The organism is Pseudomonas sp. NY15437 (assembly GCF_048068435.1).
GTDB classification, from domain to species: domain Bacteria; phylum Pseudomonadota; class Gammaproteobacteria; order Pseudomonadales; family Pseudomonadaceae; genus Pseudomonas; species Pseudomonas nitroreducens_B.
This window is the reverse complement of sequence record NZ_JBLUQC010000004.1, coordinates 138,402-162,835: the sequence shown is the minus strand read 5'-3', so window position 1 is coordinate 162,835 and position 24,434 is coordinate 138,402. Positions and strand designations below refer to the sequence as shown.

At 66.3% G+C, this 24,434-nt stretch carries 19 protein-coding genes; 14 read left to right on the top strand and 5 right to left on the bottom strand.

Annotated features, from left to right (window positions below):
• Positions 1-18 precede the first annotated feature (18 nt).
• The 8 genes from cysC (at position 19) to ACNFIA_RS10990 (ending at position 11,497) form a co-directional block, all read left to right on the top strand.
• Positions 19-618 carry an adenylyl-sulfate kinase gene (gene cysC / locus ACNFIA_RS11025; protein ID WP_416784791.1) on the top strand — a complete coding sequence of 200 codons (600 nt, stop codon included), beginning with the start codon at positions 19-21 and terminating at the stop codon, positions 616-618.
• Between the two features lie 36 nt (positions 619-654).
• Positions 655-2,466 (top strand): sensor histidine kinase, encoded by a 1,812-nt coding sequence (locus tag ACNFIA_RS11020; protein ID WP_259757905.1) that lies wholly within the window; start codon positions 655-657, stop codon positions 2,464-2,466.
• A complete protein-coding gene (gene dctD / locus ACNFIA_RS11015) occupies positions 2,463-3,857 on the top strand; it encodes a two-component system response regulator DctD (protein WP_416784789.1) in 1,395 nt (464 codons plus the stop codon). The genes ACNFIA_RS11020 and dctD overlap by 4 nt, the downstream gene beginning before the upstream one ends.
• 604 nt (positions 3,858-4,461) lie before the next feature.
• The gene (gene arcD / locus ACNFIA_RS11010; protein WP_259757907.1) at positions 4,462-5,910 is read left to right on the top strand and encodes an arginine-ornithine antiporter; all 1,449 of its coding nucleotides are present in this window, start codon (positions 4,462-4,464) and stop codon (positions 5,908-5,910) included.
• A gap of 16 nt (positions 5,911-5,926) precedes the next feature.
• The gene (gene arcA / locus ACNFIA_RS11005; protein ID WP_259757908.1) at positions 5,927-7,183 is read left to right on the top strand and encodes an arginine deiminase; all 1,257 of its coding nucleotides are present in this window, start codon (positions 5,927-5,929) and stop codon (positions 7,181-7,183) included.
• 142 nt (positions 7,184-7,325) lie between these two features.
• Positions 7,326-8,336, top strand: coding sequence for an ornithine carbamoyltransferase (locus ACNFIA_RS11000; RefSeq protein WP_259757909.1), 1,011 nt, complete (start codon positions 7,326-7,328; stop codon positions 8,334-8,336).
• A gap of 71 nt (positions 8,337-8,407) precedes the next feature.
• A complete protein-coding gene (arcC, locus tag ACNFIA_RS10995) occupies positions 8,408-9,340 on the top strand; it encodes a carbamate kinase (RefSeq protein WP_259757910.1) in 933 nt (310 codons plus the stop codon).
• Between the two features lie 258 nt (positions 9,341-9,598).
• On the top strand, positions 9,599-11,497 hold the full coding sequence (locus ACNFIA_RS10990) for a beta-ketoacyl synthase (RefSeq protein WP_416784786.1): 1,899 nt from the start codon (positions 9,599-9,601) through the stop codon (positions 11,495-11,497).
• A gap of 221 nt (positions 11,498-11,718) precedes the next feature.
• On the opposite strand, the gene ACNFIA_RS10985 is transcribed toward ACNFIA_RS10990, so the two are convergent.
• Positions 11,719-12,543 (bottom strand): HDOD domain-containing protein, encoded by an 825-nt coding sequence (locus ACNFIA_RS10985; protein WP_259759489.1) that lies wholly within the window; start codon positions 12,541-12,543, stop codon positions 11,719-11,721.
• Positions 12,544-12,796: 253 nt separating this feature from the next.
• Between ACNFIA_RS10985 and ACNFIA_RS10980 the strand changes: the two genes are divergently transcribed.
• Positions 12,797-13,993 (top strand): class I SAM-dependent rRNA methyltransferase, encoded by a 1,197-nt coding sequence (locus ACNFIA_RS10980; protein ID WP_416784784.1) that lies wholly within the window; start codon positions 12,797-12,799, stop codon positions 13,991-13,993.
• Between the two features lie 106 nt (positions 13,994-14,099).
• Here ACNFIA_RS10980 and ACNFIA_RS10975 read toward each other — a convergent pair whose 3' ends face one another.
• A complete protein-coding gene (locus ACNFIA_RS10975) occupies positions 14,100-14,414 on the bottom strand; it encodes a hypothetical protein (RefSeq protein WP_416784782.1) in 315 nt (104 codons plus the stop codon).
• Between the two features lie 374 nt (positions 14,415-14,788).
• Here ACNFIA_RS10975 and ilvD point away from each other — a divergent pair, with 374 nt between their 5' ends.
• Positions 14,789-16,627: a dihydroxy-acid dehydratase gene (gene ilvD / locus ACNFIA_RS10970; RefSeq protein ID WP_259757915.1), complete on the top strand. Its 1,839-nt coding sequence runs from the start codon at positions 14,789-14,791 to the stop codon at positions 16,625-16,627.
• A 68-nt stretch (positions 16,628-16,695) separates the two neighbouring features.
• On the opposite strand, the gene ACNFIA_RS10965 is transcribed toward ilvD, so the two are convergent.
• A complete protein-coding gene (locus ACNFIA_RS10965; protein ID WP_416784780.1) occupies positions 16,696-17,154 on the bottom strand; it encodes a pilin in 459 nt (152 codons plus the stop codon).
• 266 nt (positions 17,155-17,420) lie between these two features.
• On the opposite strand from ACNFIA_RS10965, the gene ACNFIA_RS10960 reads away from it, so the two are divergent.
• Both ACNFIA_RS10960 and ACNFIA_RS10955 read left to right on the top strand, forming a co-directional pair.
• Complete coding sequence (locus ACNFIA_RS10960) at positions 17,421-18,812, top strand: uracil-xanthine permease family protein (RefSeq protein ID WP_259757916.1); 1,392 nt, start codon at positions 17,421-17,423, stop codon at positions 18,810-18,812.
• Positions 18,813-18,860: 48 nt separating this feature from the next.
• Complete coding sequence (locus tag ACNFIA_RS10955; protein WP_416784778.1) at positions 18,861-19,328, top strand: metallophosphoesterase family protein; 468 nt, start codon at positions 18,861-18,863, stop codon at positions 19,326-19,328.
• An 87-nt stretch (positions 19,329-19,415) separates the two neighbouring features.
• Here ACNFIA_RS10955 and ACNFIA_RS10950 read toward each other — a convergent pair whose 3' ends face one another.
• Both ACNFIA_RS10950 and ACNFIA_RS10945 read right to left on the bottom strand, forming a co-directional pair.
• On the bottom strand, positions 19,416-20,789 hold the full coding sequence (locus ACNFIA_RS10950; protein ID WP_416784776.1) for a GTPase/DUF3482 domain-containing protein: 1,374 nt from the start codon (positions 20,787-20,789) through the stop codon (positions 19,416-19,418).
• Positions 20,782-22,167 carry a DUF2868 domain-containing protein gene (locus ACNFIA_RS10945; RefSeq protein ID WP_416784774.1) on the bottom strand — a complete coding sequence of 462 codons (1,386 nt, stop codon included), beginning with the start codon at positions 22,165-22,167 and terminating at the stop codon, positions 20,782-20,784. Before ACNFIA_RS10945 ends, ACNFIA_RS10950 begins: the two co-directional genes overlap by 8 nt.
• A gap of 166 nt (positions 22,168-22,333) precedes the next feature.
• Between ACNFIA_RS10945 and ACNFIA_RS10940 the strand changes: the two genes are divergently transcribed.
• A complete protein-coding gene (locus ACNFIA_RS10940) occupies positions 22,334-23,356 on the top strand; it encodes a hypothetical protein (RefSeq protein ID WP_416784772.1) in 1,023 nt (340 codons plus the stop codon).
• Positions 23,353-24,420, top strand: coding sequence for a hypothetical protein (locus tag ACNFIA_RS10935; RefSeq protein WP_416784770.1), 1,068 nt, complete (start codon positions 23,353-23,355; stop codon positions 24,418-24,420). Before ACNFIA_RS10940 ends, ACNFIA_RS10935 begins: the two co-directional genes overlap by 4 nt.
• The last annotated feature ends 14 nt before the right edge of the window (positions 24,421-24,434 follow it).

Below are 24,434 nucleotides of genomic sequence, written 5' to 3'. Positions count from 1 at the left end.
CGCAAGAGAACCGACGCCATGACCGACCGCAATCTACGCTGGCATACCGGCCGCCTCAGCATCGACGAACGCAACAATCGGATGCACCAGAAGCCGGCGACACTCTGGCTGACCGGCCTGAGTGGTTCGGGCAAGTCGACGCTAGCCTTTGCCCTTGAGTATGCCCTGCATGAGCTGGGCTACTCTGCCGTAGTCCTCGACGGCGACAATGTCCGCCACGGCCTGTGCAAAGACCTGGGCTTCAGCCACGAAGACCGCACAGAGAACATCCGGCGAGTGGCCGAGGTGTCCAAACTGATGAACGATGCCGGCTTGATCGTCATCACCTCCTTTATTTCGCCCTTCCGCCAGGATCGCGACCAGGCGCGCCAGATCATCGGCGAAGAGCGTTTTCGCGAAATCCACCTGAGCACGACCCTCAGCGTTTGCGAGAAGCGCGACCCCAAGGGCTTGTACAAGAAAGCGCGCGCGGGAGCCCTGCCAGACTTCACCGGTATCGGTTCGCCCTACGAAGAACCGCTGGCCCCCTTCGAGCGTATCGACACCGATCACCTGAGTCTCGAAGAGAGCGTGGCGCGCCTGATGAAACTGCTGCAGTTGCAGCCCATCGTGCGCTGATCGGTGTAGCATCGACGGCGGAAACAACCGCATGCGATGTACGCCGCCTTGAACCTACATTTGACCCGCTGGCGCTCGCTGGCGCTTCTCCTGCTCCTGCTCGCACCGCTGCTCTGGCCCCTCCATCACTTCGCCGAGCGCTACTACAGCCAGCAACTGGCCGAGCAGAACCAGCAGACCCTCGACCTCTACGTCGCCAACCTGCTGGGCACGCTGCGGCGCTACGAGGACCTGCCGCCGATCCTCGGCGAGCTGCCGACGTTGCGTGCCGCGCTGCAGGCGCCGCAGAGCCTGGCGGCGCAGAACGCGGCCAACCTGGAACTCCAGCGCATCCGCGGGCGCACCGGGGCGGATGTCATTTATCTGATCCAGGCGGACGGAATGACCCACGCGGCCTCCAACTGGGATCAGCCCGACAGCTTCGTCGGCCGCAACTTCTCCTTCCGCCCCTACTACAAGGAGGCAAAGCAGGGTCGGCAAGGGCGCTTCTTCGGGCTCGGCACCACGTCCAAACGGCGCGGCTACTACTTCGCCAGCGACGTGCGCGACGGTGGCAAGTTGCTCGGCGTGCTGGTGGTCAAGGTCGACCTCGAACACATGGAGCAGCTCTGGGGCAACACGCCGGAGCAATTGCTGGTGATGGACGCCAACGGTGTCGTCATCCTGTCCTCCAGCAACGCCTGGCGCTTCCACACGGCAAAGGAGCTGTCGCCTGCCAAGCAGCGCGAGATCGCCGAGAACATCCCGTACCCAGTGCTCCACCCGGAGCCGTTGAAGATCGACCCGCGGCGCTGGATCAGTCAGAGCAGTCATCTGCCTGAAACCGGCTGGACGGTGAGCATCTACACCCCACGTACCCAGGTCGATGCGCCCGTGCGCAGCGTCGTGCTGATTGGCGCGGCCACCCTGGTCGCCCTCCTCTTGTTACTCTCGCTGCTGACCATCAGCCGCCGTCACTACCTGGAACGTATCGCCCTGGAAGCCCAGGCCAAGCACGAACTCGAGCTGCGGGTACAGGAGCGCACCCAGGAGCTGGAAAGCGCGAACATCCGCTTGCAGGAAGAGGTCAGCAACCGAGAGCAGGCGCAGCGCGAGTTGATGCACGCACAGGACGAGGTCGTGCAGGCCGGCAAGCTCACGGCGCTGGGTACCATGTCCGCCAGCATCAGCCACGAACTCAATCAGCCGCTGGCAGCGATCCGCAGCTATGCGGACAACGCCCGCGTGCTGCTCGACCATGAGCGCTACGACGACGCCCGCGGCAACCTGGTGCAGATCGGCGAGCTGACCGGGCGCATGGCCTCGATCATCGGCCACCTCAAGGCCTATGCCCGCGGCGCCCGGCGCGCGCCGGAAAACGTGGCGCTGCAGCCGGCGATCAACGATGCCCTGGCGCTGGTGGCGCCGCGTCGCCAGGCGATGAACGTGGAGCTGCTCCGCGACCTGCCCGATGCCGCGATCTGGGTACAGGCCGGTGAGACGCGGCTGCGGCAGATCCTCTCCAACCTGATTTCCAACGCCCTCGATGCCCTGGCCGAGAAGGGCCTGCCGCGGCGCATCTGGCTGACCGCAGAGCAAACGCCCGAGCGCATCATCCTGTCGTTGCGCGACAACGGCCCCGGCTTCTCCGACGAAGCCCTGGCCCACGCGCGCGAGCCATTCTTCACCACCAAGACCAGCGCGAAGGGTCTGGGCCTGGGCCTGGCCATCTGCGACACGCTGTTACGCACGCTGGGCGGACACCTGGAATTCGGGAATCACCCCGAGGGCGGCGCTCTCGTACAATTGCACCTGTTGCCGGGCATCCCCGGCGTGACCCTGACGCCGCAAGAGGAAACCCGCGCATGAGTTCGGCCGAGCCGTTCGATTTCACCACCCAGGTGCTGCTGATCGATGACGATCCGCACCTGCGCCAGGCGCTCTGCCAGACACTCGACCTCGCGGGCTTCCACGTCGTTACGCTGGGCGACGCGCGGCAGATCGACCCACAGCAGGCGCGCGACTGGCCCGGAGTGATCGTCAGCGACATCCGCATGCCGGGCATCGATGGCCTGCAATTACTGGAACAATTGCACGCGCAGGACTCCGAACTGCCGGTGATCCTGATCACCGGCCACGGCGACGTGCCGCTCGCCGTGAAGGCCATGCGCTCCGGCGCCTATGACTTCCTGGAAAAACCCTTCCCCAGCGATGCGCTGCTGGACAGCGTGCGCCGCGCGTTGGACGTACGCCGCCTGGTGCTGGAAAACCGCAGCCTGCGCCTGGCCCTCACCGAACAGAAGGAAGTCCGTGGCCGGCTGGTCGGCCAGTCCGCGCCGATGCAGCGGCTGCAGCAGCAGGTGGCATCGCTGGCGGCGATCCAGGCGGACGTGCTCGTGCTGGGGGAAACCGGCTCGGGCAAAGAGGTGGTTGCCCGCGCCCTGCACGACCTGTCGAGCCGCCGCAACGGCCCCTTCGTCGCCATCAACGCCGGCGCATTGGCTGAGTCAGTGGTCGAAAGCGAGCTGTTCGGCCACGAGCAAGGCGCCTTCACCGGCGCGCAGAAGCGCCGCATCGGCAAGTTCGAATTCGCCAACGGCGGCACGCTGTTCCTCGACGAAATCGAAAGCATGAGCCTGGATGTGCAGGTGAAGCTGTTGCGCCTGCTGCAGGAGCGTACCGTCGAGCGCCTCGGCTCCAACCAGCTGATCCCGCTGGACATCCGCATCATCGCGGCGACCAAGGAAGACCTGCGCCTGGCCTCCGACGAAGGCCGCTTCCGCGCCGACCTGTACTACCGCCTAAACGTCGCCAGCCTGCGCATTCCACCGCTACGCGAGCGCGGTAACGACATCCTTCTTTTATTCCAGCATTTCGCCGAACGCGGCGCGCAGCGCCACGGCCTGACCGCGCGCCCGCTGGACTCGGCACAGCGCGCACAACTGCTGGCCCACGGCTGGCCGGGCAACGTCCGCGAATTGCAGAACGCGGCGGAACGCTATGCGCTCGGCCTGGACCTGGGCCTGGATGAGAGTCACGGGCACGCGATGGCCGTTACGCCCGGCGCCGGGCTCAACGAACAGGTGGAATCCTTCGAGCGCGCCCTGATTGCCGCCGAGATGAGCCGTCCGCATAGCTCGCTACGCAGCCTGGCCGAAGCATTGGGCGTGCCGCGCAAGACCCTGCACGACAAGCTGCGCAAGCATGGCCTGCTGTTCTCCGGCAGTGGCGGAAATTCCGCCGACGACAGCGACGCTTGAGCAGAAATCCGCCGATGTCCTTGCCTGCGACCAAGGGAGAACAGCGTCGTAGAGCACTGTGACGTAGTCTGCAGCCCTGGCACACACCTTGCTCTGCCACACGGGTGCGATTGCCTTGCGCATCACACCTCGCGACGTGCCCGTCACGCCGCGCCCGGCGGGCCACGAACCCGGCGGTGTCCTTCAGGCTTCTTGCCATCTCGCGCTTTCGACTCGCAAGGCGCATCGCCGGGTGCAGCGATCCTGCCCCGGCCAATTTCCTCCCGCTGAGCCTTCAGCTCCCTTCAGATAATCCCTACACGCTCGAATACCGCGTCGCACAGGCGATGTGCTCATTCAGCACCAATCCGCTAATGCACCTGCTCGCCGCGCCACGCGAGGGGCTGCCACGAAGCGGTCATCCGCGCGCGATCAAAATTTCACGAAATCCCCTCTAAATCGGGGCGGGAATGCAAAACCTCTCCTATGGTTTATGCGGGGTGGGCAGAGCAGGAAGTACTGCCTAATACATTGGATAGCAAGCTATTGACCTGAGTCAGGGGCCCGCCCCGGGGAAAGGCGCTCAATAGCTTCACTCTCCAACTTCCTATAGGGAGATTCTGAAATGTCAGAAGAAAGCAGCCAAAAATTAAAGCTAGGCGCTTTGACAGCTCTTGTTGTGGGTTCGATGATCGGCGGGGGCATCTTCTCGCTCCCGCAAAACATGGCGGCCAGCGCGGACGTTGGCGCCATCCTCATTGGTTGGGCCATCACTGCCGTCGGCATGCTGACCCTGGCCTTCGTGTTCCAGACCCTCGCCAACCGCAAGCCGCAACTCGACGGTGGGGTGTACGCCTACGCCAAGGCGGGGTTCGGTGACTACATGGGCTTCTCGTCGGCCTGGGGTTACTGGATCAGCGCGTGGCTCGGCAACGTCGGCTACTTCCTCCTGCTGTTCAGCACCCTGGGCTACTTCTTCCCGATCTTCGGCAAGGGCGACACCGTCGCGGCGATCGTCTGCGCCTCGGTGCTGCTGTGGGCCCTGCACTTCCTGGTGCTGCGCGGGATCAAGGAAGCGGCGTTCATCAACACCATCACCACGGTGGCGAAGATCGTCCCGCTGTTCCTGTTCATCCTGATCTGCCTGTTCGCCTTCAAGCTGGACATCTTCACCGCTGACATCTGGGGCAAGAGCAACCCGGACCTGGGCAGCGTGATGAACCAGGTGCGCAACATGATGCTGGTCACCGTGTGGGTGTTCATCGGCATCGAGGGCGCAAGCATCTTCTCGTCCCGTGCGGAAAAACGCTCGGACGTCGGCAAGGCCACCGTGATCGGCTTCATCACCGTCCTGCTGCTGCTGGTGCTGGTGAACGTCCTGTCCATGGGCGTGATGACCCAGCCGGAACTGGCCAAGCTGCAGAACCCGTCGATGGCGCTGGTACTGGAGCATGTGGTCGGTCACTGGGGCGCGGTGCTGATCAGCGTCGGCCTGCTGATCTCCCTGCTGGGCGCCCTGCTCTCCTGGGTCCTGCTGTGCGCAGAGATCATGTTCGCCGCCGCCAAGGACCACACCATGCCGGAGTTCCTCCGCAAGGAGAACGCCAACCAGGTGCCGGCCAACGCCCTCTGGCTGACCAACATCTGCGTACAGGTCTTCCTGGTGATCACCTTCTTCACCTCCGGTGACCCGAACGGCATGGACCCGTACACCAAGATGCTGCTGCTGGCGACCTCGATGATCCTGGTCCCGTACTTCTGGTCCGCCGCCTACGGCCTGCTGTTGGCCGTCAAGGGTGAGACCTACGAGAACGATCCGGGCGAGCGCAGCAAAGACCTGATCATCGCCGGTATCTCGGTGATCTACGCGGTGTGGCTGATCTACGCGGGCGGCCTGAAGTACCTGCTGCTGTCGGCACTGCTGTACGCCCCCGGCGTCATCCTCTTCGCCAAAGCGAAACATGAAGTGGGCCAACCCATCTTCACCAACGTCGAGAAGCTCATCTTCGCGGCAGTCGTGATCGGTGCGCTGATTGCGGCCTACGGCCTCTACGACGGCTTCCTCACTCTGTAACTCCTGGAGACATCTCATGAGCACGGAAAAAACCAAACTTGGCGTTCATTCTGAAGCTGGCAAACTACGCAAAGTGATGGTCTGCTCGCCTGGACTCGCCCATCAACGCCTGACCCCGAGCAACTGCGACGAGTTGCTGTTCGACGACGTTATCTGGGTGAACCAGGCCAAGCGCGACCACTTCGACTTCGTCACCAAGATGCGTGAACGCGGCATCGACGTCCTGGAAATGCACAACCTGCTGACCGAGACCGTCCAGAACCCCGAAGCCCTGAAGTGGATTCTCGACCGCAAGATCACCGCCGACAGCGTCGGCCTGGGCCTGACCCAGGAACTGCGTGGCTGGCTGGAAAGCCTGGAGCCGCGCAAGCTGGCCGAATTCCTGATCGGTGGCGTGGCCTCCGACGATATCCCGGAAAGCGAAGGCGCCAAGGCGCTGAAGATGTACCGCGACTACCTGGGCCACTCCAGCTTCCTGCTGCCGCCGCTGCCCAACACCCAGTTCACCCGTGACACCACCTGCTGGATCTACGGCGGCGTCACCCTGAACCCGATGTATTGGCCGGCGCGACGTCAGGAAACCCTGCTGACCACCGCGATCTACAAATTCCACCCGGAATTCACCAACGCCGACTTCGAAGTCTGGTACGGCGACCCGGACAAGGACCATGGTTCTTCCACCCTGGAAGGCGGCGACGTGATGCCCATCGGCAAGGGCATCGTCCTGATCGGCATGGGCGAGCGCTCCTCCCGCCAGGCCATCGGCCAGGTAGCCCAGGCGCTGTTCGCCAAGGGCGCCGCCGAGAAAGTCATCGTCGCCGGCCTGCCGAAATCCCGCGCCGCGATGCACCTGGACACCGTCTTCACCTTCTGCGATCGCGACCTGGTCACCGTCTTCCCGGAAGTGGTGAAGGAGATCGTTCCCTTCATCCTGCGCCCCGACGAGAAGAGCCCCTACGGCATCAGCATCCAGCGCGAAGACAAGGACTTCCTCACGGTCGTCGCCGAATCGCTGGGCCTGAAGAAACTGCGCGTCGTCGAAACCGGCGGCAACAGCTTCGCCGCCGAACGCGAGCAGTGGGACGACGGCAACAACGTGGTCTGCCTCGAACCGGGCGTGGTGGTGGGTTATGACCGCAACACCTACACCAACACCCTGCTGCGCAAGGCCGGCGTGGAAGTCATCACCATCAGCGCCGGCGAACTGGGCCGGGGCCGTGGCGGCGGTCACTGCATGACCTGCCCGATCATCCGCGATCCGATCGACTACTGATCCGCGCGCTATACAGATAGACGCGACTACCTCAACCAGAGCGCAAGCACCTCATGTGGCGGCCCTAGCCAGGGCCGCCAGCCCCGCCAGCCACGAGCTGTACTGACGAGGGCCGAGAACGAATCCCACAAGGAGATAGACCATGGCTTTCAATATGCACAACCGCAACCTGCTCAGCCTGATGCACCACAGCACTCGCGAGTTGCGCTACCTGCTCGACCTGTCCCGCGACCTGAAACGCGCCAAATACACCGGTACCGAGCAGCAGCACCTGAAAGGCAACAACATTGCGCTGATCTTCGAAAAGACCTCGACCCGCACCCGCTGCGCCTTCGAAGTCGCCGCCTATGACCAGGGCGCCAACGTCACCTACATCGACCCGAACTCCTCGCAGATCGGCCACAAGGAATCGATGAAGGACACCGCCCGCGTCCTCGGCCGCATGTACGACGCCATCGAATACCGTGGCTTCAAGCAGGAAATCGTCGAAGAACTCGCCAAGTTCGCCGGCGTACCGGTATTCAACGGCCTGACCGACGAATACCACCCGACCCAGATGCTGGCCGATGTGCTGACCATGCGCGAGCACAGCGACAAGCCGCTGCACGAGATCGCCTACGCCTACCTGGGCGACGCCCGCAACAACATGGGTAACTCCCTGCTGCTGATCGGCGCCAAGCTCGGCATGGACGTGCGCATCGCCGCACCGAAGGAACTCTGGCCGACCGACGAACACGTCGCCGCCTGCAAGAAGTTCGCCGAGGAAAGCGGTGCCCGCATCACCATCACCGAAGACCCGAAAGCCGCGGTCAAGGGCGTGGACTTCATCCACACCGACGTGTGGGTATCCATGGGTGAGCCGGTGGAAGCCTGGGGCGAACGCATCAAGGAACTGCTGCCCTACCAGGTCAACACCGAGATGATGAAGGCCGCCGGCAACCCGCGCGTGAAGTTCATGCACTGCCTGCCCGCCTTCCACAACAGCGAGACCAAGGTCGGCAAGCAGATCGCCGAACAGTACCCGAACCTGAAGAACGGCATCGAAGTGACCGAAGACGTCTTCGAATCCCCCTACAACATTGCCTTCGAGCAAGCGGAAAACCGCATGCACACCATCAAGGCAATCCTCGTTTCGACCCTCGCCGACATGTAATGCCGGGCCGCCCCGGAGCCGCGCCACGCGCAGGCTCCGGGCGCGTTTCCACTCTTTCGGAGGAAATGAATATGCGTATCGTCGTCGCATTGGGCGGCAATGCCCTGCTGCGTCGTGGCGAACCCATGACTGCCGACAACCAGCGCACCAACGTACGGATCGCGGCTGAACAGATCGCCAAGGTTGCCCCGGGCAACGAGCTGGTGATCGCCCACGGCAACGGCCCGCAGGTCGGCCTGCTGGCCCTGCAGGGTGCGGCCTACGAGAAGGTCAGCCCCTACCCGCTGGACGTCCTGGGCGCCGAGACCGAAGGCATGATCGGCTACATGATCGAACAGGAAATGGGCAACCTGCTGCCGTTCGAAGTGCCGTTCGCCACCCTGCTCACCCAGGTCGAGGTCGACGCCAAGGACCCGGCCTTCCAGAACCCGACCAAGCCCATCGGCCCGGTCTACACCAAGGAAGAGGCCGAAAGCCTCGCCAAGGAGAAAGGCTGGAGCATCGCCCCGGACGGTGACAAGTTCCGCCGCGTCGTGGCCAGCCCGCGTCCGAAGCGCATCTTCGAGATCCGCCCGGTCAAGTGGCTGCTCGAGAAAGGCACCATCGTCATCTGCGCGGGCGGCGGCGGCATCCCGACCATGTACGACGAATCCGGCAAGAAACTCTCCGGCGTCGAAGCGGTGATCGACAAGGACCTGTGCTCCTCGCTGCTGGCCCAGGAACTGTCGGCTGACATCCTGATCATCGCCACCGACGTGGACGCGGCCTACATCGACTGGGGCAAACCGACCCAGAAAGCCATCGCCCAGGCCCACCCGGACGAACTCGAGCGCCTCGGCTTCGCCGCCGGCTCCATGGGCCCGAAGGTCCAGGCCGCCATGGAGTTCGCCCGCAACACCGGCAAGGACGCGGTGATCGGCTCGCTGGAAAACATCGTTGCCATCACCCAGGGCAAGTCCGGCACTCGCGTCAGCACCAAGAAAGCAGGCATCGAATACCGTTGAGTTTCGCCTGCTGTCAGAAACGGGAGCCCTCTGTGGCTCCCGTTTTCATTCATACGTCCCTGCACGATCTGCCCGGAAATTCGTCGCCTTCTTCCGTCAAATCCTGGCGCGAGCGTGACTCGGCGGTCATCATCCTCGTCAGCTAAAGCATTCCGAATCACTACAAGCCACCGCCTGGCTTTGTGCCACCGGGCAGCCCCGCCATGGGCCACCGTCGTCCGGCGCGCAAGATGCACTTGCTGAAGGAGTTTCCGAGAGATGTCTCGACTACCGGTCATCGTTGGTTTTGGTGGATATAACGCGGCAGGCCGCAGTTCCTTCCACCATGGGTTCCGCCGCACCGTCCTCGAATCCATGGAGAGCACCGCCCGCCAGGAAACCCTCGCCGGTCTTGCGGTGATGATGAAACTGGTCGAGGTCGTCGACGGCCAGCACCAGGATGCCGACGGCAACCCCCTCGACCTCGCCGCCATCGAGCAGCGCTTCGAGCAACAGATTCGCCAGTCCACCCTGATCCGCCGCATCGAGCTGCAATACCTCGACGTCGACGCCGCCCACTGCCACAAGAGCCTGACCGTCAGCGCCGCGGGCAGCCCGGTGACCTTCACCACCCTGCGCAAGCAACTGCCCGAGCCGCTGCCGGCCAACTGGTCGGTGGAAGACCTCGACGGCGGCGAAGTCCGCGTCACCCTTCACGACAGCTGCGAATTCAAGGTCGACAGCTACCGCGCGCTGCCGGTGAAATCCGCCGGCCAGCTGCCCACCGGCTTCGAGCCGAGCGAGCTGTACAACTCGCGCTTCCACCCGCGCGGCCTGCAGATGTCCGTGGTCGCCGCCACCGACGCGGTGCGCTCCACCGGCCTCGACTGGCAGACCATCTGCAACGCCGTACAGCCCGACGAAATCGCCGTGTTCTCCAGCAGCATCATGAGCCAGCTGGACGAGAACGGCTTCGGCGGCCTGCTGCAATCGCGCCTGCGCGGCCACCGCGTCTCGGCCAAGCAACTGCCGCTGGGCTTCAACAGCATGCCCACCGACTTCATCAATGCCTACGTGCTGGGCAGCGTCGGCATGACCGGCAGCGTCACCGGCGCTTGCGCCACCTTCCTGTACAACCTGCAGAAGGGCATCGACGTCATCACCACCGGCCAGGCCCGCGTGGCCATCGTCGGCAACGCCGAGGCGCCGATCACCTCGGAGATCATCGAGGGCTACGCTGCCATGGGCGCGCTGGCCACCGAGGAAGGCCTGCGTCACATCGAAGGCCGCGACGACGTCGACTTCCGCCGCGCCAGCCGCCCGTTCGGCGACAACTGCGGCTTCTCCCTGGCCGAGTCCGCGCAGTACGTCGTCCTGATGGACGACGAGCTGGCCCTGGAGCTGGGCGCCGACATCCACGGCTCGGTGCCGGACGTGTTCATCAACGCCGACGGCTTCAAGAAGTCCATCTCCGCCCCCGGCCCGGGCAACTACCTGACCATGGCCAAGGCCGTGGCCGCCGCCGCGCAGATCGTCGGCGAGAACAGCGTGCGCCAGCACAGCTTCGTCCACGCCCACGGCTCCAGCACCCCGGCCAACCGCGTCACCGAATCGGAGATCCTCGACCGCGTCGCCACCGCCTTCGGCATCGAAAGCTGGCCCATCGCCGCGGTGAAGGCTTTCGTCGGCCACTCCCTGGCGACCGCCAGCGCCGACCAGCTGATTTCCGCCCTGGGCACCTTCCGCTACGGCGTCATCCCCGGCATCAAGACCGTGGACAAGTTCGCCGACGACGTCTTCAAGGACCACATCGCCCTGTCCAACACCGACGTGCGCCGGGACGACCTGGAAGTCTGCTTCATCAACTCCAAGGGCTTTGGCGGCAACAACGCCACCGGCGTGCTGCTGTCCCCGGCCGTCACCGAGAAAATGCTGCGCAAGCGCCACGGCGACGCCGCCTTCGCCGACTACCAGGCCCGCCGCGAAGCCACCCGCGCCGCTGCCCGGCAGTACGACGAAGCCGCGCTGCAGGGCCGTTTCGACATCATCTACAACTTCGGCAACGACATGATCGACGAGCAGGCCATCGAGATCAGCGACCAGGGCATCCAGGTCCCCGGCTTCAGCCAGACCATCGCCTACAAGAAGGACGAACGCTTCCGCGACATGATCGACTGATCGCCGACGTTCAACGAAAAAGCCGGGCAAATGCCCGGCTTTTTACTTCTGAAGACGACCGGCTCTTCGTAGGAGCGAGCTTGCTCGCGAACGGAGTCACCGGAGGCATTGAGGTTGAGCGGTTCGCGAGCAAGCTCGCTCCTACAGGGCCACGGCGAACCCCACCGCCTGCGTAGGTGCGGATTTATCCGCGATGACCGATCGCGCGCCGAGATAGCCAGTCAATACGTCCCCTGCCCCACGCCCAACTCCAGAATGCTCGCCTTGAGGTTCTCGAAGTCGTATTCGGTCAGGCCGACGTAATCCAGCACCACCGCGCGTACGCTTTCCCACTCGTGGTCCTCGTCCTGGTTGCCCAGCACGCGGTACGACCCGCAGATGTGCTCGGCCATCTTCAGGATCGCCAGCAGGTTCTTCAGCTGGGTGTCGCGCGAATTGTCGTCGCTGAAGATCGACAGCGCGTTGTGATGGTTGGCGATGGCCTCGCACACATGCTCCGGCAGGCGCCAGGAGCGCGCGGTGAAGTAGCCGACCACCGCATGGTTGGTGTTCAGCACGCGGTTTTCGGTATCCACCACGCGGCGCTCATCGCTGGCGCTGGCGTAGGCCTCCTCCAGCACATCCATGTAGTGCGGAAAGCGTTTGAGCATCAGTGGGATGCCGCAGTTGTGGAACAGCCCCAGCGCGTAGGCCTCGTCCACCGACTCGTAGCCGATGCGCTTGGCCAGGTTCAGGCAGCTCATGGCCACGTCCTGGGCGGTATCCCAGAAGCGGTTGAGGGTGACGATGGTGGCGTCGCTCATCTCGCCCTTGATCGACTGGGCGTTGATCAGGTTGATCACCGAGCGGCTGCCCAGCAGGTTCACCGCGCGCTGGATCGAGGTGATGCGGTTGGCCAGGCCGAAGAACGGCGAGTTCACCAGCTTCAGCAGCGCACCGGAGAGCCCCGGGTCCTGGCTGATCAGCCTGGCGATCGCCTTCAGGTCCGGATTGGGCATGAACTGCTCCATCTGCAGGTCAACCATGATCTGCGGCTGCGGCGGCACGCTGATGCCCTGCAGGGCCTGACGGATCTGTTCGGCGGAGAGTTCTTGGGACATGGGGCGCGCTGGCGAAGTGGACGGGGGGCACAGTTTACCCAGAGCGGAGCCGTCTGGAACTGCCCTTTCGATGCTTCATGCATCGGCCGCACCGGCCAAACCTTTACCGCGCAGCGAAGCGACCAAAAGCGCGTGCCTCGGGCACCGGCGCAGCGCCCTGCTGCGCTATAATCCCGCTCTTTTTGCCGGAGCCCTCCCCATGACCCTGCCCAGCCTGCGTCTGAAAGCCAACGCCGAGCGCCGCCTGCGCGCCGGCCACCTGTGGGTCTACAGCAACGAGGTGGACGTTGCCGCCACCCCGCTGAACGGATTCGGCGCCGGCGAACAGGCCATTCTCGAAATGGCCAACGGCAAGCCGCTGGGCATCGTCGCGATGAGCCCGAACAACCTCATCTGCGCCCGCCTGATTTCCCGCGATACCAAGCACGTTCTCGACAAATCGCTGCTGGTTCATCGCCTGAACGTGGCCCTGAGCCTGCGTGACCGCCTGTTCGACAAGCCGTTCTACCGCCTGGTATACGGCGACTCCGACCTGCTGCCCGGCCTGGTGGTGGACCGCTTCGGCGACGTGCTGGTGGTGCAACTCGCCTCGGCGACCATGGAGAAGCACCGCGACGACGTGCTCGCCGCCCTGCTGCAGGTGCTCAAGCCCAGCGCCGTGCTGTGGAAGAACGACTCCAGCGCCCGCGACGCCGAGGGCCTCGAGCGCTACGTGGCGAACGCCTACGGCGACGTGCCGGAATGGGTCGCCCTGGAAGAGAACGGCGTGAAATTCGAAGCCCCGGTGCTGGCCGGCCAGAAGACCGGCTGGTTCTACGACCACCGCATGAACCGCGCCCGCCTGCAGCCCTACGTGCAGGGCAAGCGCGTACTCGACCTGTTCAGCTACATCGGCGGCTGGGGCATCCAGGCCGCGGCGTTCGGCGCCAGCGACGTGATGTGCGTGGACGCCTCCGGCTTCGCCCTCGACGGCGTGGAGCGCAACGCCGCGCTGAACAGCGTGGCTGACAAGGTCGCCTGCGTCGAGGGCGATGTCTTCGAAGCCCTGCGCGAACTGAAGGCCGCCGACGAGCGCTTCGACGTGATCGTGGCCGACCCGCCCGCCTTCATCAAGCGCAAGAAGGACCTGAAGAACGGCGAGGCCGCCTACCGCCGCCTCAACGAACAGGCCATGCGCCTGCTGTCCAAGGACGGCATCCTGGTCAGCGCCTCCTGCTCCATGCACCTGCCCGAGGACGACCTGCAGAACATCCTGCTGGGCAGCGCCCGCCACCTGGATCGCAACATCCAGCTGCTCGAGCGCGGCGGCCAGGGCCCGGACCACCCGGTCCACCTGGCGATCCCGGAGACCCGCTACATCAAGAGCCTGACCGTGCGCCTGCTGCCCAACGGCTAAGGCACCGCGGTACGGAAAACGGGGCGCCTCCTGACGGATGCGTCCCGTTTTTCATTTCGGCGAGCGGCTGAGGGCTCGCGCCCTACGGGTTATCTACGTCTCACCTTCACTTCATCGGCATCAGCGAATCCGCCTCGCTGAGCGCCGCCTTGCCGGTCTTGCGTTCGAACAGGCACAGCTCGCGGCCCGGCTTGCCCTTCATGTGCTTCTGGGCGTAGGTCCCGCCGATCATCAGCGCCGTGTAACCCACGCTGTCGTCGAACAGCACCGGCGAACCCAGCACCTTCTTGTTCTGCAGATGGCTCAGCGCCAGGCAGGCCTCGCGCTGCTGCTTGTCCTGCGCCTGCCAGGCCGCATCGGTGGAGGCCTGCGCGATGCCGGCGACGAGGCTGGCGAGCACGAGGATACGGGTGACTTTCATGAAGTTGCTCCTGCAACCAAGGGAACGGAAAAACGCCAATGGCCATTCAGACCACGCCAGGATGGCAACAGTCTACGCCGCGCCCCGACCGCCAGCCTTTCCCTGGCGGCAAGGGCCGGCGTAGAATCGGGCAATTCCTGCCATTTATCCCCCGGCGGGCCTGTGAGCCCCGGCCGCGCAGGCGGTGACCCCGCCACGCCCCGCGCCGACCTCGCCCATGCAAGGCCATCTGCTGTTTGCATCCGGTGCGTACCGCGCTCACGATACGACTTAGAGTTTGCTCAAGGTCTCGCCGGCCAGCCCTACCCGCTGTACGCCGCCGCATAGAAGACCCGGAACGACTCCCACCGTGACCTGATGCGCAGGAACCCGTCATGCCCGATTACCGCTCGAAAACCTCCACCCACGGCCGCAACATGGCCGGCGCCCGTGCCCTGTGGCGCGCCACCGGGATGAAGGACGAAGACTTCAAGAAGCCGATCATCGCCATCGCCAACTCCTTCACCCAGTTCGTGCCCGGCCACGTGCACCTGAAGGACCTGGGCCAACTGGTTGCCCGCGAGATCGAAAAACACGGCGGCGTGGCCAAGGAATTCAACACCATCGCCGTGGACGACGGCATCGCCATGGGCCACGACGGGATGCTCTATTCCCTGCCGTCGCGCGAGATCATCGCCGACTCCGTGGAATACATGGTCAACGCCCACTGCGCCGACGCCATCGTCTGCATTTCCAACTGCGACAAGATCACCCCCGGCATGCTGATGGCCGCCCTGCGCCTGAACATCCCGGTGGTGTTCGTCTCCGGCGGTCCGATGGAAGCCGGCAAGACCAAGCTGGCCAACCACGGCCTGGACCTGGTCGATGCCATGGTGGTCGCCGCCGACGATTCCTGCTCCGACGAAAAGGTCGCCGAGTACGAGCGCAGCGCCTGCCCGACCTGCGGCTCCTGCTCCGGCATGTTCACCGCCAACTCGATGAACTGCCTGACCGAGGCCCTGGGCCTGTCCCTGCCGGGCAACGGCTCGACCCTGGCCACCCACGCCGACCGCGAGCAGTTGTTCCTGCGCGCCGGCCGCCTGGCGGTGGAGCTGTGCCAGCGCTACTACGGCGAAGGCGACGAGTCCGTGCTGCCGCGCAACGTCGCCAGCTTCAAGGCGTTCGAGAACGCCATGACCCTGGACATCGCCATGGGCGGCTCGACCAACACCATCCTGCACCTGCTGGCCGCCGCCCAGGAGGCGGAGATCGCCTTCGACCTGCGCGACATTGATCGCCTGTCGCGCAAGGTGCCGCAGCTGTGCAAGGTCGCGCCGAACATCCAGAAGTACCACATGGAAGACGTGCACCGCGCCGGTGGCATCTTCTCCATCCTCGGCGAGCTGGCCCGCGGCGGCCTGCTGCACACCGACGTACCGACCGTGCACAGCCCGAGCATGGCCGACGCCATCGCCGAATGGGACATCACCCAGACCCAGGACGAGAAGGTCCACACCTTCTTCAAGGCCGGCCCGGCCGGCATCCCGACCCAGGTCGCATTCAGCCAGAGCACCCGCTGGGACACCCTGGACGATGACCGCGCCGAAGGCTGCATCCGCAGCGTCGAGCACGCCTACTCCCAGGAAGGCGGCCTGGCCGTGCTGTACGGCAACATCGCCCTCGACGGTTGCGTGGTGAAGACCGCCGGCGTCGACGAATCCATCCACGTGTTCGAAGGCCGCGCGAAGATCTTCGAAAGCCAGGACAGCGCCGTAAAAGGCATCCTCGCCGACGAAGTGAAGCCGGGCGACATCGTGATCATCCGCTACGAAGGCCCCAAAGGCGGCCCGGGCATGCAGGAAATGCTGTATCCGACCAGCTACCTGAAGTCCAAGGGCCTGGGCAAGGCCTGCGCCCTGCTCACCGACGGCCGCTTCTCCGGCGGCACCTCGGGCCTGTCCATCGGCCACGCCTCGCCCGAAGCCGCCGCGGGCGGTGCCATCGGCCTGGTGCAGGACGGCGACAAGGTGCTGATCGACATCCCCAACCGCAGCATCAACCTGCTGGTGAGCGATGAAGAACTGGCCGCCCGCCGCGTCGAGCAGGACAAGAAGGGCTGGAAGCCGGCCCAGCCGCGCGCTCGCAAAGTGAGCACCGCGCTGAAAGCCTACGCCCTGCTCGCCACCAGCGCCGACAAGGGCGCAGTGCGCAACAAGGCGCTGTTGGACGGCTGAGTCTGGTAGAACCACGAAAAAGCCCGGCACCTGCCGGGCTTTTTCTTTCTCACGTCACCCGACGCGCGTCACGGCGTGACCGGTGCCGTGGCCGCGCAGCCGCCCGTACCCAGCTTGATGCCGCGATCCGAGTTGCAGATGGTGCCCTCGGTTTTCCATAGCACGTGGGTATCCCCGGTCGATTTCGTCGGCGTCATCAGCAGGGTCAGCGCCGTGCCATCGCTGGTCGTGGCGCTGGTGGTGACGTCGATGATGCCTTTCTCCTTCACGGCGTACGATGTGATGTTGTCGGTCTTCAGCTGTGCCGGGATGCCAAATGTCCCGGCTTTGCACTCCTCGGGCTTGTCCGCCTCGGAAATGCACAGGCTGACCGCCGTCTTCACCGCCGCCAGTTCGCTGACCGCCGCAGCCGCCTTGGTGCGCGAGGAATAGTTGGAATACAGCGGGATCGACACCGACGCCAGGATCCCGATGATCGCCACCACGATCATCAGTTCGATCAGGGTAAAACCATGTTGTGTGCGCATCTGCGTGTCCTTCTGGATGAGCGGAGGCCTGGATGGCTCCGGGTGCAGTCCAGTGAAGTCACGCCAGCCGGCGCTTACATTCAGACGCCTCCCGCCTGCGCGGCGGAAAGTTCGGTGCTGACCACCCGATCAGGACCACAGTGGGCCATCTCGTACAGCGAGAAGCGCCAATGGGACCAGTCCACTCATCCCGACCTGCCTCATGGCACTGTGCGATCCCGCCCTGGCCCAGTAAAATCGCGCTCTTTTTTCCCGGACCGCCGCCCATGAGCTCCCTCGAGAACCCGTCCGCCGCCAAGGACCAACCCGACCTGGTCTATGGCTTGGAAGATCGCCCCGCCCTGCCCATTGCCTGGCTGGCGGCGCTGCAGCACCTGCTGGCGATCATCGTGCCCATCGTCACCCCCGGCCTGCTGATCTGCCAGGCGCTGGGCGTGTCGCCGCGCGACACCAACCTGATCGTGTCGATGTCACTGGTCATCTCCGGCATCGCCACCTTCGTCCAGTGCAAGCGCTTTGGGCCGTTCGGCGCGGGCCTGCTGATCGTCCAGGGCACCAGCTTCAACTTCGTCGGCCCGCTGATCGCCGGCGGCGCGCTGATGGTGAAGAACGGCACGCCGGTGGAAGCGGTGATGGCGGCCATCTTCGGCGTGGTCATGGCCGGCTCCTTCGTGGAGATGGGCGTGTCGCGCATCCTGCCCTTCGTGAAGCGCCTGATCACCCCGCTGGTCACCGGCATCGTGGTGCTGATGATCGGCCTGACGCTGATCAAGGTCGGCCTGATCAGCATGGGCGGCGGCTTCTCCGCCATGGCCAACGGCACCTTCGCCAACGGCGAAAACCTGATGCTCTCGGGCCTGGTGCTGGCGATCATCGTCATCCTCAACCGCATCCCGGTGGTGTGGATGCGCAGCGGCGCCATCGTCATCGCCCTCGCCGTGGGCTACGCGCTGGCCGGCTACCTGGGCCGCCTGGACTTCACCGGCATGCACGAGGCGCCGGCCTTCCAGGTGCCGGTGCCGCTGCACTTCGGCGTGGGATTCTCCTGGAGCCTGTTCATCCCGATGCTGGTGATCTACCTGGTCACCTCGCTGGAAGCCATCGGTGACGTCACCGCCACCAGCAAGATCTCCCAGCAGCCGGTCGAAGGCCCGCTGTGGATGCAGCGCATCAAGGGCGGCGTGCTGGTGAACGGCGCCAACTCGCTGCTAGCCGGCCTGTTCAACACCTTCCCCAGCTCGGTGTTCGCGCAGAATAACGGCGTCATCCAGCTGACCGGCGTCGCCAGCCGCCACGTCGGCCTGTGGATCGCCGCCATGCTCATCGTGCTCGGCCTGTTCCCCAGCGTCGCCGGGGTGATCCAGGCGGTTCCCGAGCCGGTGCTCGGCGGTGCGGTAATGGTGATGTTCGGCGCGGTCGCCGCCTCGGGCATCAACATCCTCGCCGGCACCCACCTGGACCGCCGCGCGCTGCTGATCATCGCCGTCAGCCTGGCGCTGGGCCTGGGTATCTCGCAGGTGCCGGAGTTCCTCGCGCACATGCCCCACGCCATCCGCAACGTGCTGGAATCGGGCGTGGCCACCGGCGGCATCTGCGCCCTGCTGCTGAACTGGTTCCTGCCCGAGTCCGACGCCGCCAGGGCCTCGCACAACGGCTGAAGCGCCACGACGCCACCCTCGGGTGGCGTCGTCGTTTATGCTCCTGCCATGACCACGACCCTGCGCATCGGCGTCATCGCCGACACCCATGGCCTGCTGCGCCCCGAAGCGCTGGCGGCGCTGCACGGCTGCCAACGCATCCTGCACCTGGGCGACATCGGCCCCGCCTCGCTGCTCGACCAGTTGCGCGACATCGCGCCGCTGGACGTCGTGCGCGGCAACAACGACACCGACGACTGGGCCGCCGCCCTGCCGGAAACGCTGCGGCTGGAGCTGGGCGGGCTGCGGCTCTACCTGATCCACGACCTCAAGCAGCTGGCCATCGACCCGGTGGCCGATGGCATCGACGTGGTGCTCGCGGGGCATTCGCACAAGCCGCTGAACGAGGTGCGCGACGGCGTGCTGTACCTCAACCCGGGCAGCGCCGGGCCGAGGCGGTTCAGGTTGCCGATTGGGTTGGCGATCCTGGAGATCGCCGAAGGGCAGCCAAGGGTGGAGATGGTCACGCTCGTTTAAGAGCGTTCGCGAGCAACCTCGCGCCTACGCACAGCCGTGCACAACCAGTAGGCGCGAGCGTGCGCGCGAAACGCCCCGGCATCGCGGTCATCGTTCGAGCAACTGCGCGGCCAGCTGCGCCACCGCCTCCTGCCGCTCGGTCTTTTCGCTACGGCGGCCGCCATTGAGGGCGGACCACTCCGGGTGCGCCCGCGCCTTGCGCAGGGTCTCGGGGAGCTTGCCTTCGCGCCACTGCCTGTCCTCGGGCGACTGCACGTGGATCGCCTCCACCGCCGCGTGCCCGCGCGTCTGCAGGGCCGCCAGCAGTTGCCGCTGACGCAGCGCCAGCAGGCGCAGCACGCTGTCGTCCACGGACAGCTCACGGCTGCCCTTGAGCTTGCCCAGCAGGCGCTGGCCGTAATGCCCGACGGTCTGCCAGGCGCCGCCGGCGATGGCGCCCAGCGCGGTGGCCGCGCCCAGGGTCAGGCCGCCGACCAGCAGGTCGATCCCCGCCCCCGCCGCCGCGCCCGCCGCCACTCCGCCGCCCAGGCGAATGCCCAGCTGGCGCAAGGTTTCCGGGTTGAACAGGTCATCGCCCCAGCGCCCGTCCAGCAGCGGCAGGTCGGCGGCGCGGGCATCGTCCTTGCGGAAGGCGTAGAGGCTGAGCAACGCCTTGACGCAGGTGTCTTCGCGCTTGCGCACCTGGTTGCGCAGCGTCTCGGTGGCGGCGCGCACCGCCGCATCGCCAGCGGGCACCAGTTGGCGGCAGGCGGCGACATCCACCAGCAGCTCGGCGATCAGCCGCGCCCCGGCTTCGCGGCGGGCGACGGCCTGGGCCTCGTGATCGGCCACCAGGCGGTCCAGCTGCGGGCGCGCGCGTTCCAGCAGCAGCGCCAGGCTTTCGTACAGGCGGCGCTCGCCGTCCAGCGGCGGCGCCACGCTGTCGAAACGCACCAGCGCATGCAGGCCCAGGCGGGACAGCGCCTCGCGCCACTGCTCCTCGCGGTGCTGCGGGCTGGCGACGAAGTTCAGCACCGGCAGCAACGGCCGCGCGCAGGCGGCCAGCACCGCCAGTTCGTCGCGGTACTTGGCCAGCACCGGCTCGCGGGCGTCGATCACGTAGAGACCGGCGTCGGAGGCGAGCAACTGGCGCAGCACCTTGGCTTCCTGTTCGAAGCGGCCACGGGCCTCGCTGCCGTCGAGAAAGCGCCGCAGCTTCTCCGGGCCGTCCAGGCGCTCGCCGGGGCGCTCCAGAGCGTCGAGGAAATCACGCAGGGCGATGGCGTCCTCAAGACCCGGCGTGTCGTACAGCTCCAGCAGCGGCTCGCCGTCCACCGACAGCCGCGCGCCCTCCACATGCCGCGTGGTGCTGGGGCGATGGGACACCTCGCCAAAGCCCACGTCGCGGGTCAGGGTGCGCAGCAGGGAGGTCTTGCCGACGTTGGTGTGGCCGACCACGGCCAGTTTCAGCGCATCAGTCATGCCCGGTCTCCAGCCAGCCCAGGGGCGACGCCGAGGTGTGCGGCAGTTGCAGGCGCTCGATGCCGGCGTGCCAGTCGCCCAGGCGCTCGCCATCCAGCGCTTCGCCCGGCGGCGCCTGCAACAGCCAGACACGGGTGGCGGCGGCGCAACGCGAGAGTTCGGCGATCAACGCCAGGGTGCCGCGGTCCGGCGAGCGGCGCGGGTCGCAGGCGATCACCAGGCGCGCCGGCGGGTAGCGGGTGAGCTGCTCCAGGAGGCGGCGGCGCTGGGCGCCATCGTCGAGGTCGCCGGCGTTGGCGACGCCTTGCGCCAGTTTCGGCGGCCAGTTGGGCCGGTCCAGCAGTTCGATGGACACCAGCACGGCGCCATCGGCGGTGGTCGCCGGGGCCTGCGCCTGCGGTTCGACCAGTTGGTCCGGTGCGGCATCGCTGACGCCCAGGCGCTCGCTGGCCGGCATCAGGCGCTCGCGCAGCAGCGCATAGCCGGGCAGCGAGACGTCCAGCACCAGCTGCGCACGCCCGCGCTTCCAGCGCCACAGGCAGAGCAGCCAGAGCGCGCCGCGCAACAGCACGCCGTACACCAGCAGGATGCCCACCAGCCAGCCGGCCCAGGCGTGACGCGCGTTCTCGCTGGCCACCAGGGCATCGCCGCTGGCGCGTACCAGTTCCGAGTCCGGCAGCGGGAAGCCGAGCAGCGACGGCAGCGCGCCAAGGCCGTGGGTCAGGGCGATGAAGGTGTCGCCGCCGAGGATGGTGGTCTCCCAGACGAAGCCGTAGCGCCGCGTCGCCAGCAGCGCCAGCATCACGCCCAGCGCGCTGGTCAGGGCGACGAACCAGAGGCCGTGGACCAGCAGGCCGAGCGCCCAGCGCGTGAGCTTCTGCCGGTCCAGCAGCACCAGCAGCGCAGGCGCCAGTTGCGCGGCGTGGGCGTCGCGGGCGAACTTGCCGCTCAGCCACAACCACAGGCGACCGAGCGCACCGGCCGCTTCACCGCCAGCGAAGAAGGCCAGGGTCCAGCCGATCAGGGTGATCAGGTGCAGGCCGAGCAGGCTGGCCAGGGCCCAGAACACATTGACCGGGCGCACCCCGTCACCGAGGGCGGCGAAGGCCAGGCCGGCGCCACTGAACAGCGCCAGCGCCAGCAGCAGGTAGAGCGCCAGACGCGCGCCCTGCCCCCAGGTGCACAGGGCCGCGCGCTGGCCGTCGCGTTCGGCCAGCAGCAGCGCGCGGTTCTGCAAGCGCCGGCCGAGGTCGCCGCCGGCGACGATGGCGCGGCGGTTGGCTTCGCTGTCTTCCAGGGGGCCGACCTGCTCCTCGCGCAGGCGCACGGCCTCGCACAGCCACAGGGATTCGAGGGAGGAAGCGGGGGTTTCGCTCACGGGCGCTCCGACAATCGGTACTCGGCAGCAAGGATAACCGCTGCTCGCCGCCGCGTCCCGGCACCGCCGGTAACACGCCGCAGGCGTCAACCAAACCAAGGAGGGGCTCTCGCCGCGCGCAGCCAGCCTCAGACTCAGGGGATAACTACAACAATGAGGCCTCGCCATGCTGCGCTCGATGCTCAGTGCCGTGCCCCTGCTGCTCGCCGCCGCCACCGCGGCGGCCGTGGAAACACCGCCGGTGCGCCCCTCCGACTGGGGCCCGGACACCCCGCTGATGCAGGCGGTGCCGCCGCGCGTGCTGGATGCCCACGTCAGCGCCCGGCAGTCCGACAGCAACACCTCGCAACTGTGGATCAGCCACACCGACTTCCGCCTGCACGACGACATCGGTTTCTTCATCCGCAGGATGCTGATCCAGATGAGCCCGCTGGCGGGCGCCGGCACGCCGCTGATGCTGGATGACCCCCGATCCATGGTCGCGCGCATCCAGGCCGGGGACATCTTCGTCGCCGACGCCACCCTCGCCAGCCTGCTCAACGAGGAGCTGCGCAACGCCAATGCGCCGGTGCGCAACCTCACGCTCAATACCCGCGCCGATGGCCAGGAAGTCCACGGTGAACTGCTGCGCAAGGGCCGCTGGCGACCGCTGCGGATGGTCACCGGGATCGAGCAGGCCGGGCCGCTGAAGGTGGCGCTGGTGCCGCAGCGGATCTTCGTCGACGGGATCGACGTCACGCCGTCGCTCGCCGCCGCGTCCATCGAGATGTCCGAGGTGCTGCAACTGCATACCGCGCACATGCAGCTGATCGGCAACCGCATCCTGGTCGACCTCGACGGGCTGTTCCCGCCGCCACGCCTGGAGTTCACCGTCAGTCGCCTGAAGCTCGCCGACGGCGGCATGGACCTGCTGCTGGGCAGCGACCTGGCCGCGCTGAAATGGCCGCAGCTGAAGGCGCCGCAGAGCTACATGTTCATCGAGGGCGGCGACATCAAGATGGCGCGGACCATCCTGGTGAAGGCCTATGCGCTGTTCACCAGCCTGAGCCCGGACGCGCCGCTGCTGTTCAACCTCTACGACTACCGCCGCCAGCTGCAGTACGGAGAAATCCGCCTGCGCGAGGACGGCATGGTGCACATCGCCGTCTCGCCGGTGAAGGCGCCCGCCCCGGAGGAGAAAGCCCTATGAGAACCCTCCTCGCTTCCCTGCTCTGCCTCGCGCTGGCCGGCCAGGCCGCCGCCGAGAGCGCCATCGACAGGCAACAGCGCGAACTGGGCGTGCTGCGCCAGGGCTGGTTCCAGCAGACGCCGCCGGCGCCGGACTTCAAGGCCAGCCGGCCGGGCGGCCTGCGCGATTCGGGCCAGGACGGCGTGGGCATCCTGCTGCACAACGTGGACATGTACTTCCAGGGCGACATCGGCTTCCACAGCCCGCAGTTCAAGGGCTGGCTGGTGCCGCTCAGGGCCGGCGAGCCGATCGACTTCGACCGCCCGCAGGACATGCGCATCAACGTCTCCGAGGGCGAGGTGATCCTCAGCCCCGCGCAGCTCGGCAGCCTGTTCAACCAGCACATCCTCGCCTACCCGCAAAGCATGCTGCGCGACTTCACGCTCAGCGTCGAAGGCGACCGCCTGCTGGTGTCCGGCGAAGTGCAGCCGCTGGGCGTCGGCCCCTGGCTGCCGCTCAAGCTGTCCGGCACGGTGAAGCTCGATGGCGACAACCTCGACTACCAGCCCGACAGCGTGAAGGTGCTCGGCGTGCCCAGCTACGGCGCCATGAGCCTGGTGGGCCTGCGCCTGGACTCGCTGGTGACCCTGGAGCGGCCCGGCGCGGTGCTCAAGGACAACGTGATGCACCTGAACTACCACCAGGTCTTCCCGCTGGTGGGCATCGACGGCCGCGTGGAGTCCAGCTGGCTGGACGCCAAGGGCCTGCACCTGAAGTTCGCGCCGAAGGACGGCGCCGCCGCGCTGGCCTTCGAGCCGCCGCGCCAGGCCGGGCAGTCCTACATCTGGCTGCAGTCGGGCGACCTGAAGATCTTCGAGATCCTCATCACCTACTCCCAGGTGCTGCTCAAGGCCGAGCGCCCGGACCAGACGCTGGCCTTCAACCTCAAGGACTACCGCAAGGTGCTGGCCACCGGCATCACCCAGGTCAACGAGGACGGCACCTTCTTCATGCGCGTTCCGCCACCGGCCGGCCCCGCCGATGGCGAGCGGCTGGTATCCTCTGGCAACGGGAGTTCCCGCTGATGTTCACCACTGGA

Coding starts and splice junctions, on each gene's coding strand:
- cysC (WP_416784791.1), top strand. CDS start 19: ATGACCGACCGCAATCTACGCTGGCATACCGGCCGCCTCAGCATCGAC.
- ACNFIA_RS11020 (WP_259757905.1), top strand. CDS start 655: ATGTACGCCGCCTTGAACCTACATTTGACCCGCTGGCGCTCGCTGGCG.
- dctD (WP_416784789.1), top strand. CDS start 2,463: ATGAGTTCGGCCGAGCCGTTCGATTTCACCACCCAGGTGCTGCTGATC.
- arcD (WP_259757907.1), top strand. CDS start 4,462: ATGTCAGAAGAAAGCAGCCAAAAATTAAAGCTAGGCGCTTTGACAGCT.
- arcA (WP_259757908.1), top strand. CDS start 5,927: ATGAGCACGGAAAAAACCAAACTTGGCGTTCATTCTGAAGCTGGCAAA.
- ACNFIA_RS11000 (WP_259757909.1), top strand. CDS start 7,326: ATGGCTTTCAATATGCACAACCGCAACCTGCTCAGCCTGATGCACCAC.
- arcC (WP_259757910.1), top strand. CDS start 8,408: ATGCGTATCGTCGTCGCATTGGGCGGCAATGCCCTGCTGCGTCGTGGC.
- ACNFIA_RS10990 (WP_416784786.1), top strand. CDS start 9,599: ATGTCTCGACTACCGGTCATCGTTGGTTTTGGTGGATATAACGCGGCA.
- ACNFIA_RS10980 (WP_416784784.1), top strand. CDS start 12,797: ATGACCCTGCCCAGCCTGCGTCTGAAAGCCAACGCCGAGCGCCGCCTG.
- ACNFIA_RS10975 (WP_416784782.1), bottom strand. CDS start 14,414: ATGAAAGTCACCCGTATCCTCGTGCTCGCCAGCCTCGTCGCCGGCATC.
- ilvD (WP_259757915.1), top strand. CDS start 14,789: ATGCCCGATTACCGCTCGAAAACCTCCACCCACGGCCGCAACATGGCC.
- ACNFIA_RS10965 (WP_416784780.1), bottom strand. CDS start 17,154: ATGCGCACACAACATGGTTTTACCCTGATCGAACTGATGATCGTGGTG.
- ACNFIA_RS10960 (WP_259757916.1), top strand. CDS start 17,421: ATGAGCTCCCTCGAGAACCCGTCCGCCGCCAAGGACCAACCCGACCTG.
- ACNFIA_RS10955 (WP_416784778.1), top strand. CDS start 18,861: ATGACCACGACCCTGCGCATCGGCGTCATCGCCGACACCCATGGCCTG.
- ACNFIA_RS10950 (WP_416784776.1), bottom strand. CDS start 20,789: ATGACTGATGCGCTGAAACTGGCCGTGGTCGGCCACACCAACGTCGGC.
- ACNFIA_RS10940 (WP_416784772.1), top strand. CDS start 22,334: ATGCTGCGCTCGATGCTCAGTGCCGTGCCCCTGCTGCTCGCCGCCGCC.
- ACNFIA_RS10935 (WP_416784770.1), top strand. CDS start 23,353: ATGAGAACCCTCCTCGCTTCCCTGCTCTGCCTCGCGCTGGCCGGCCAG.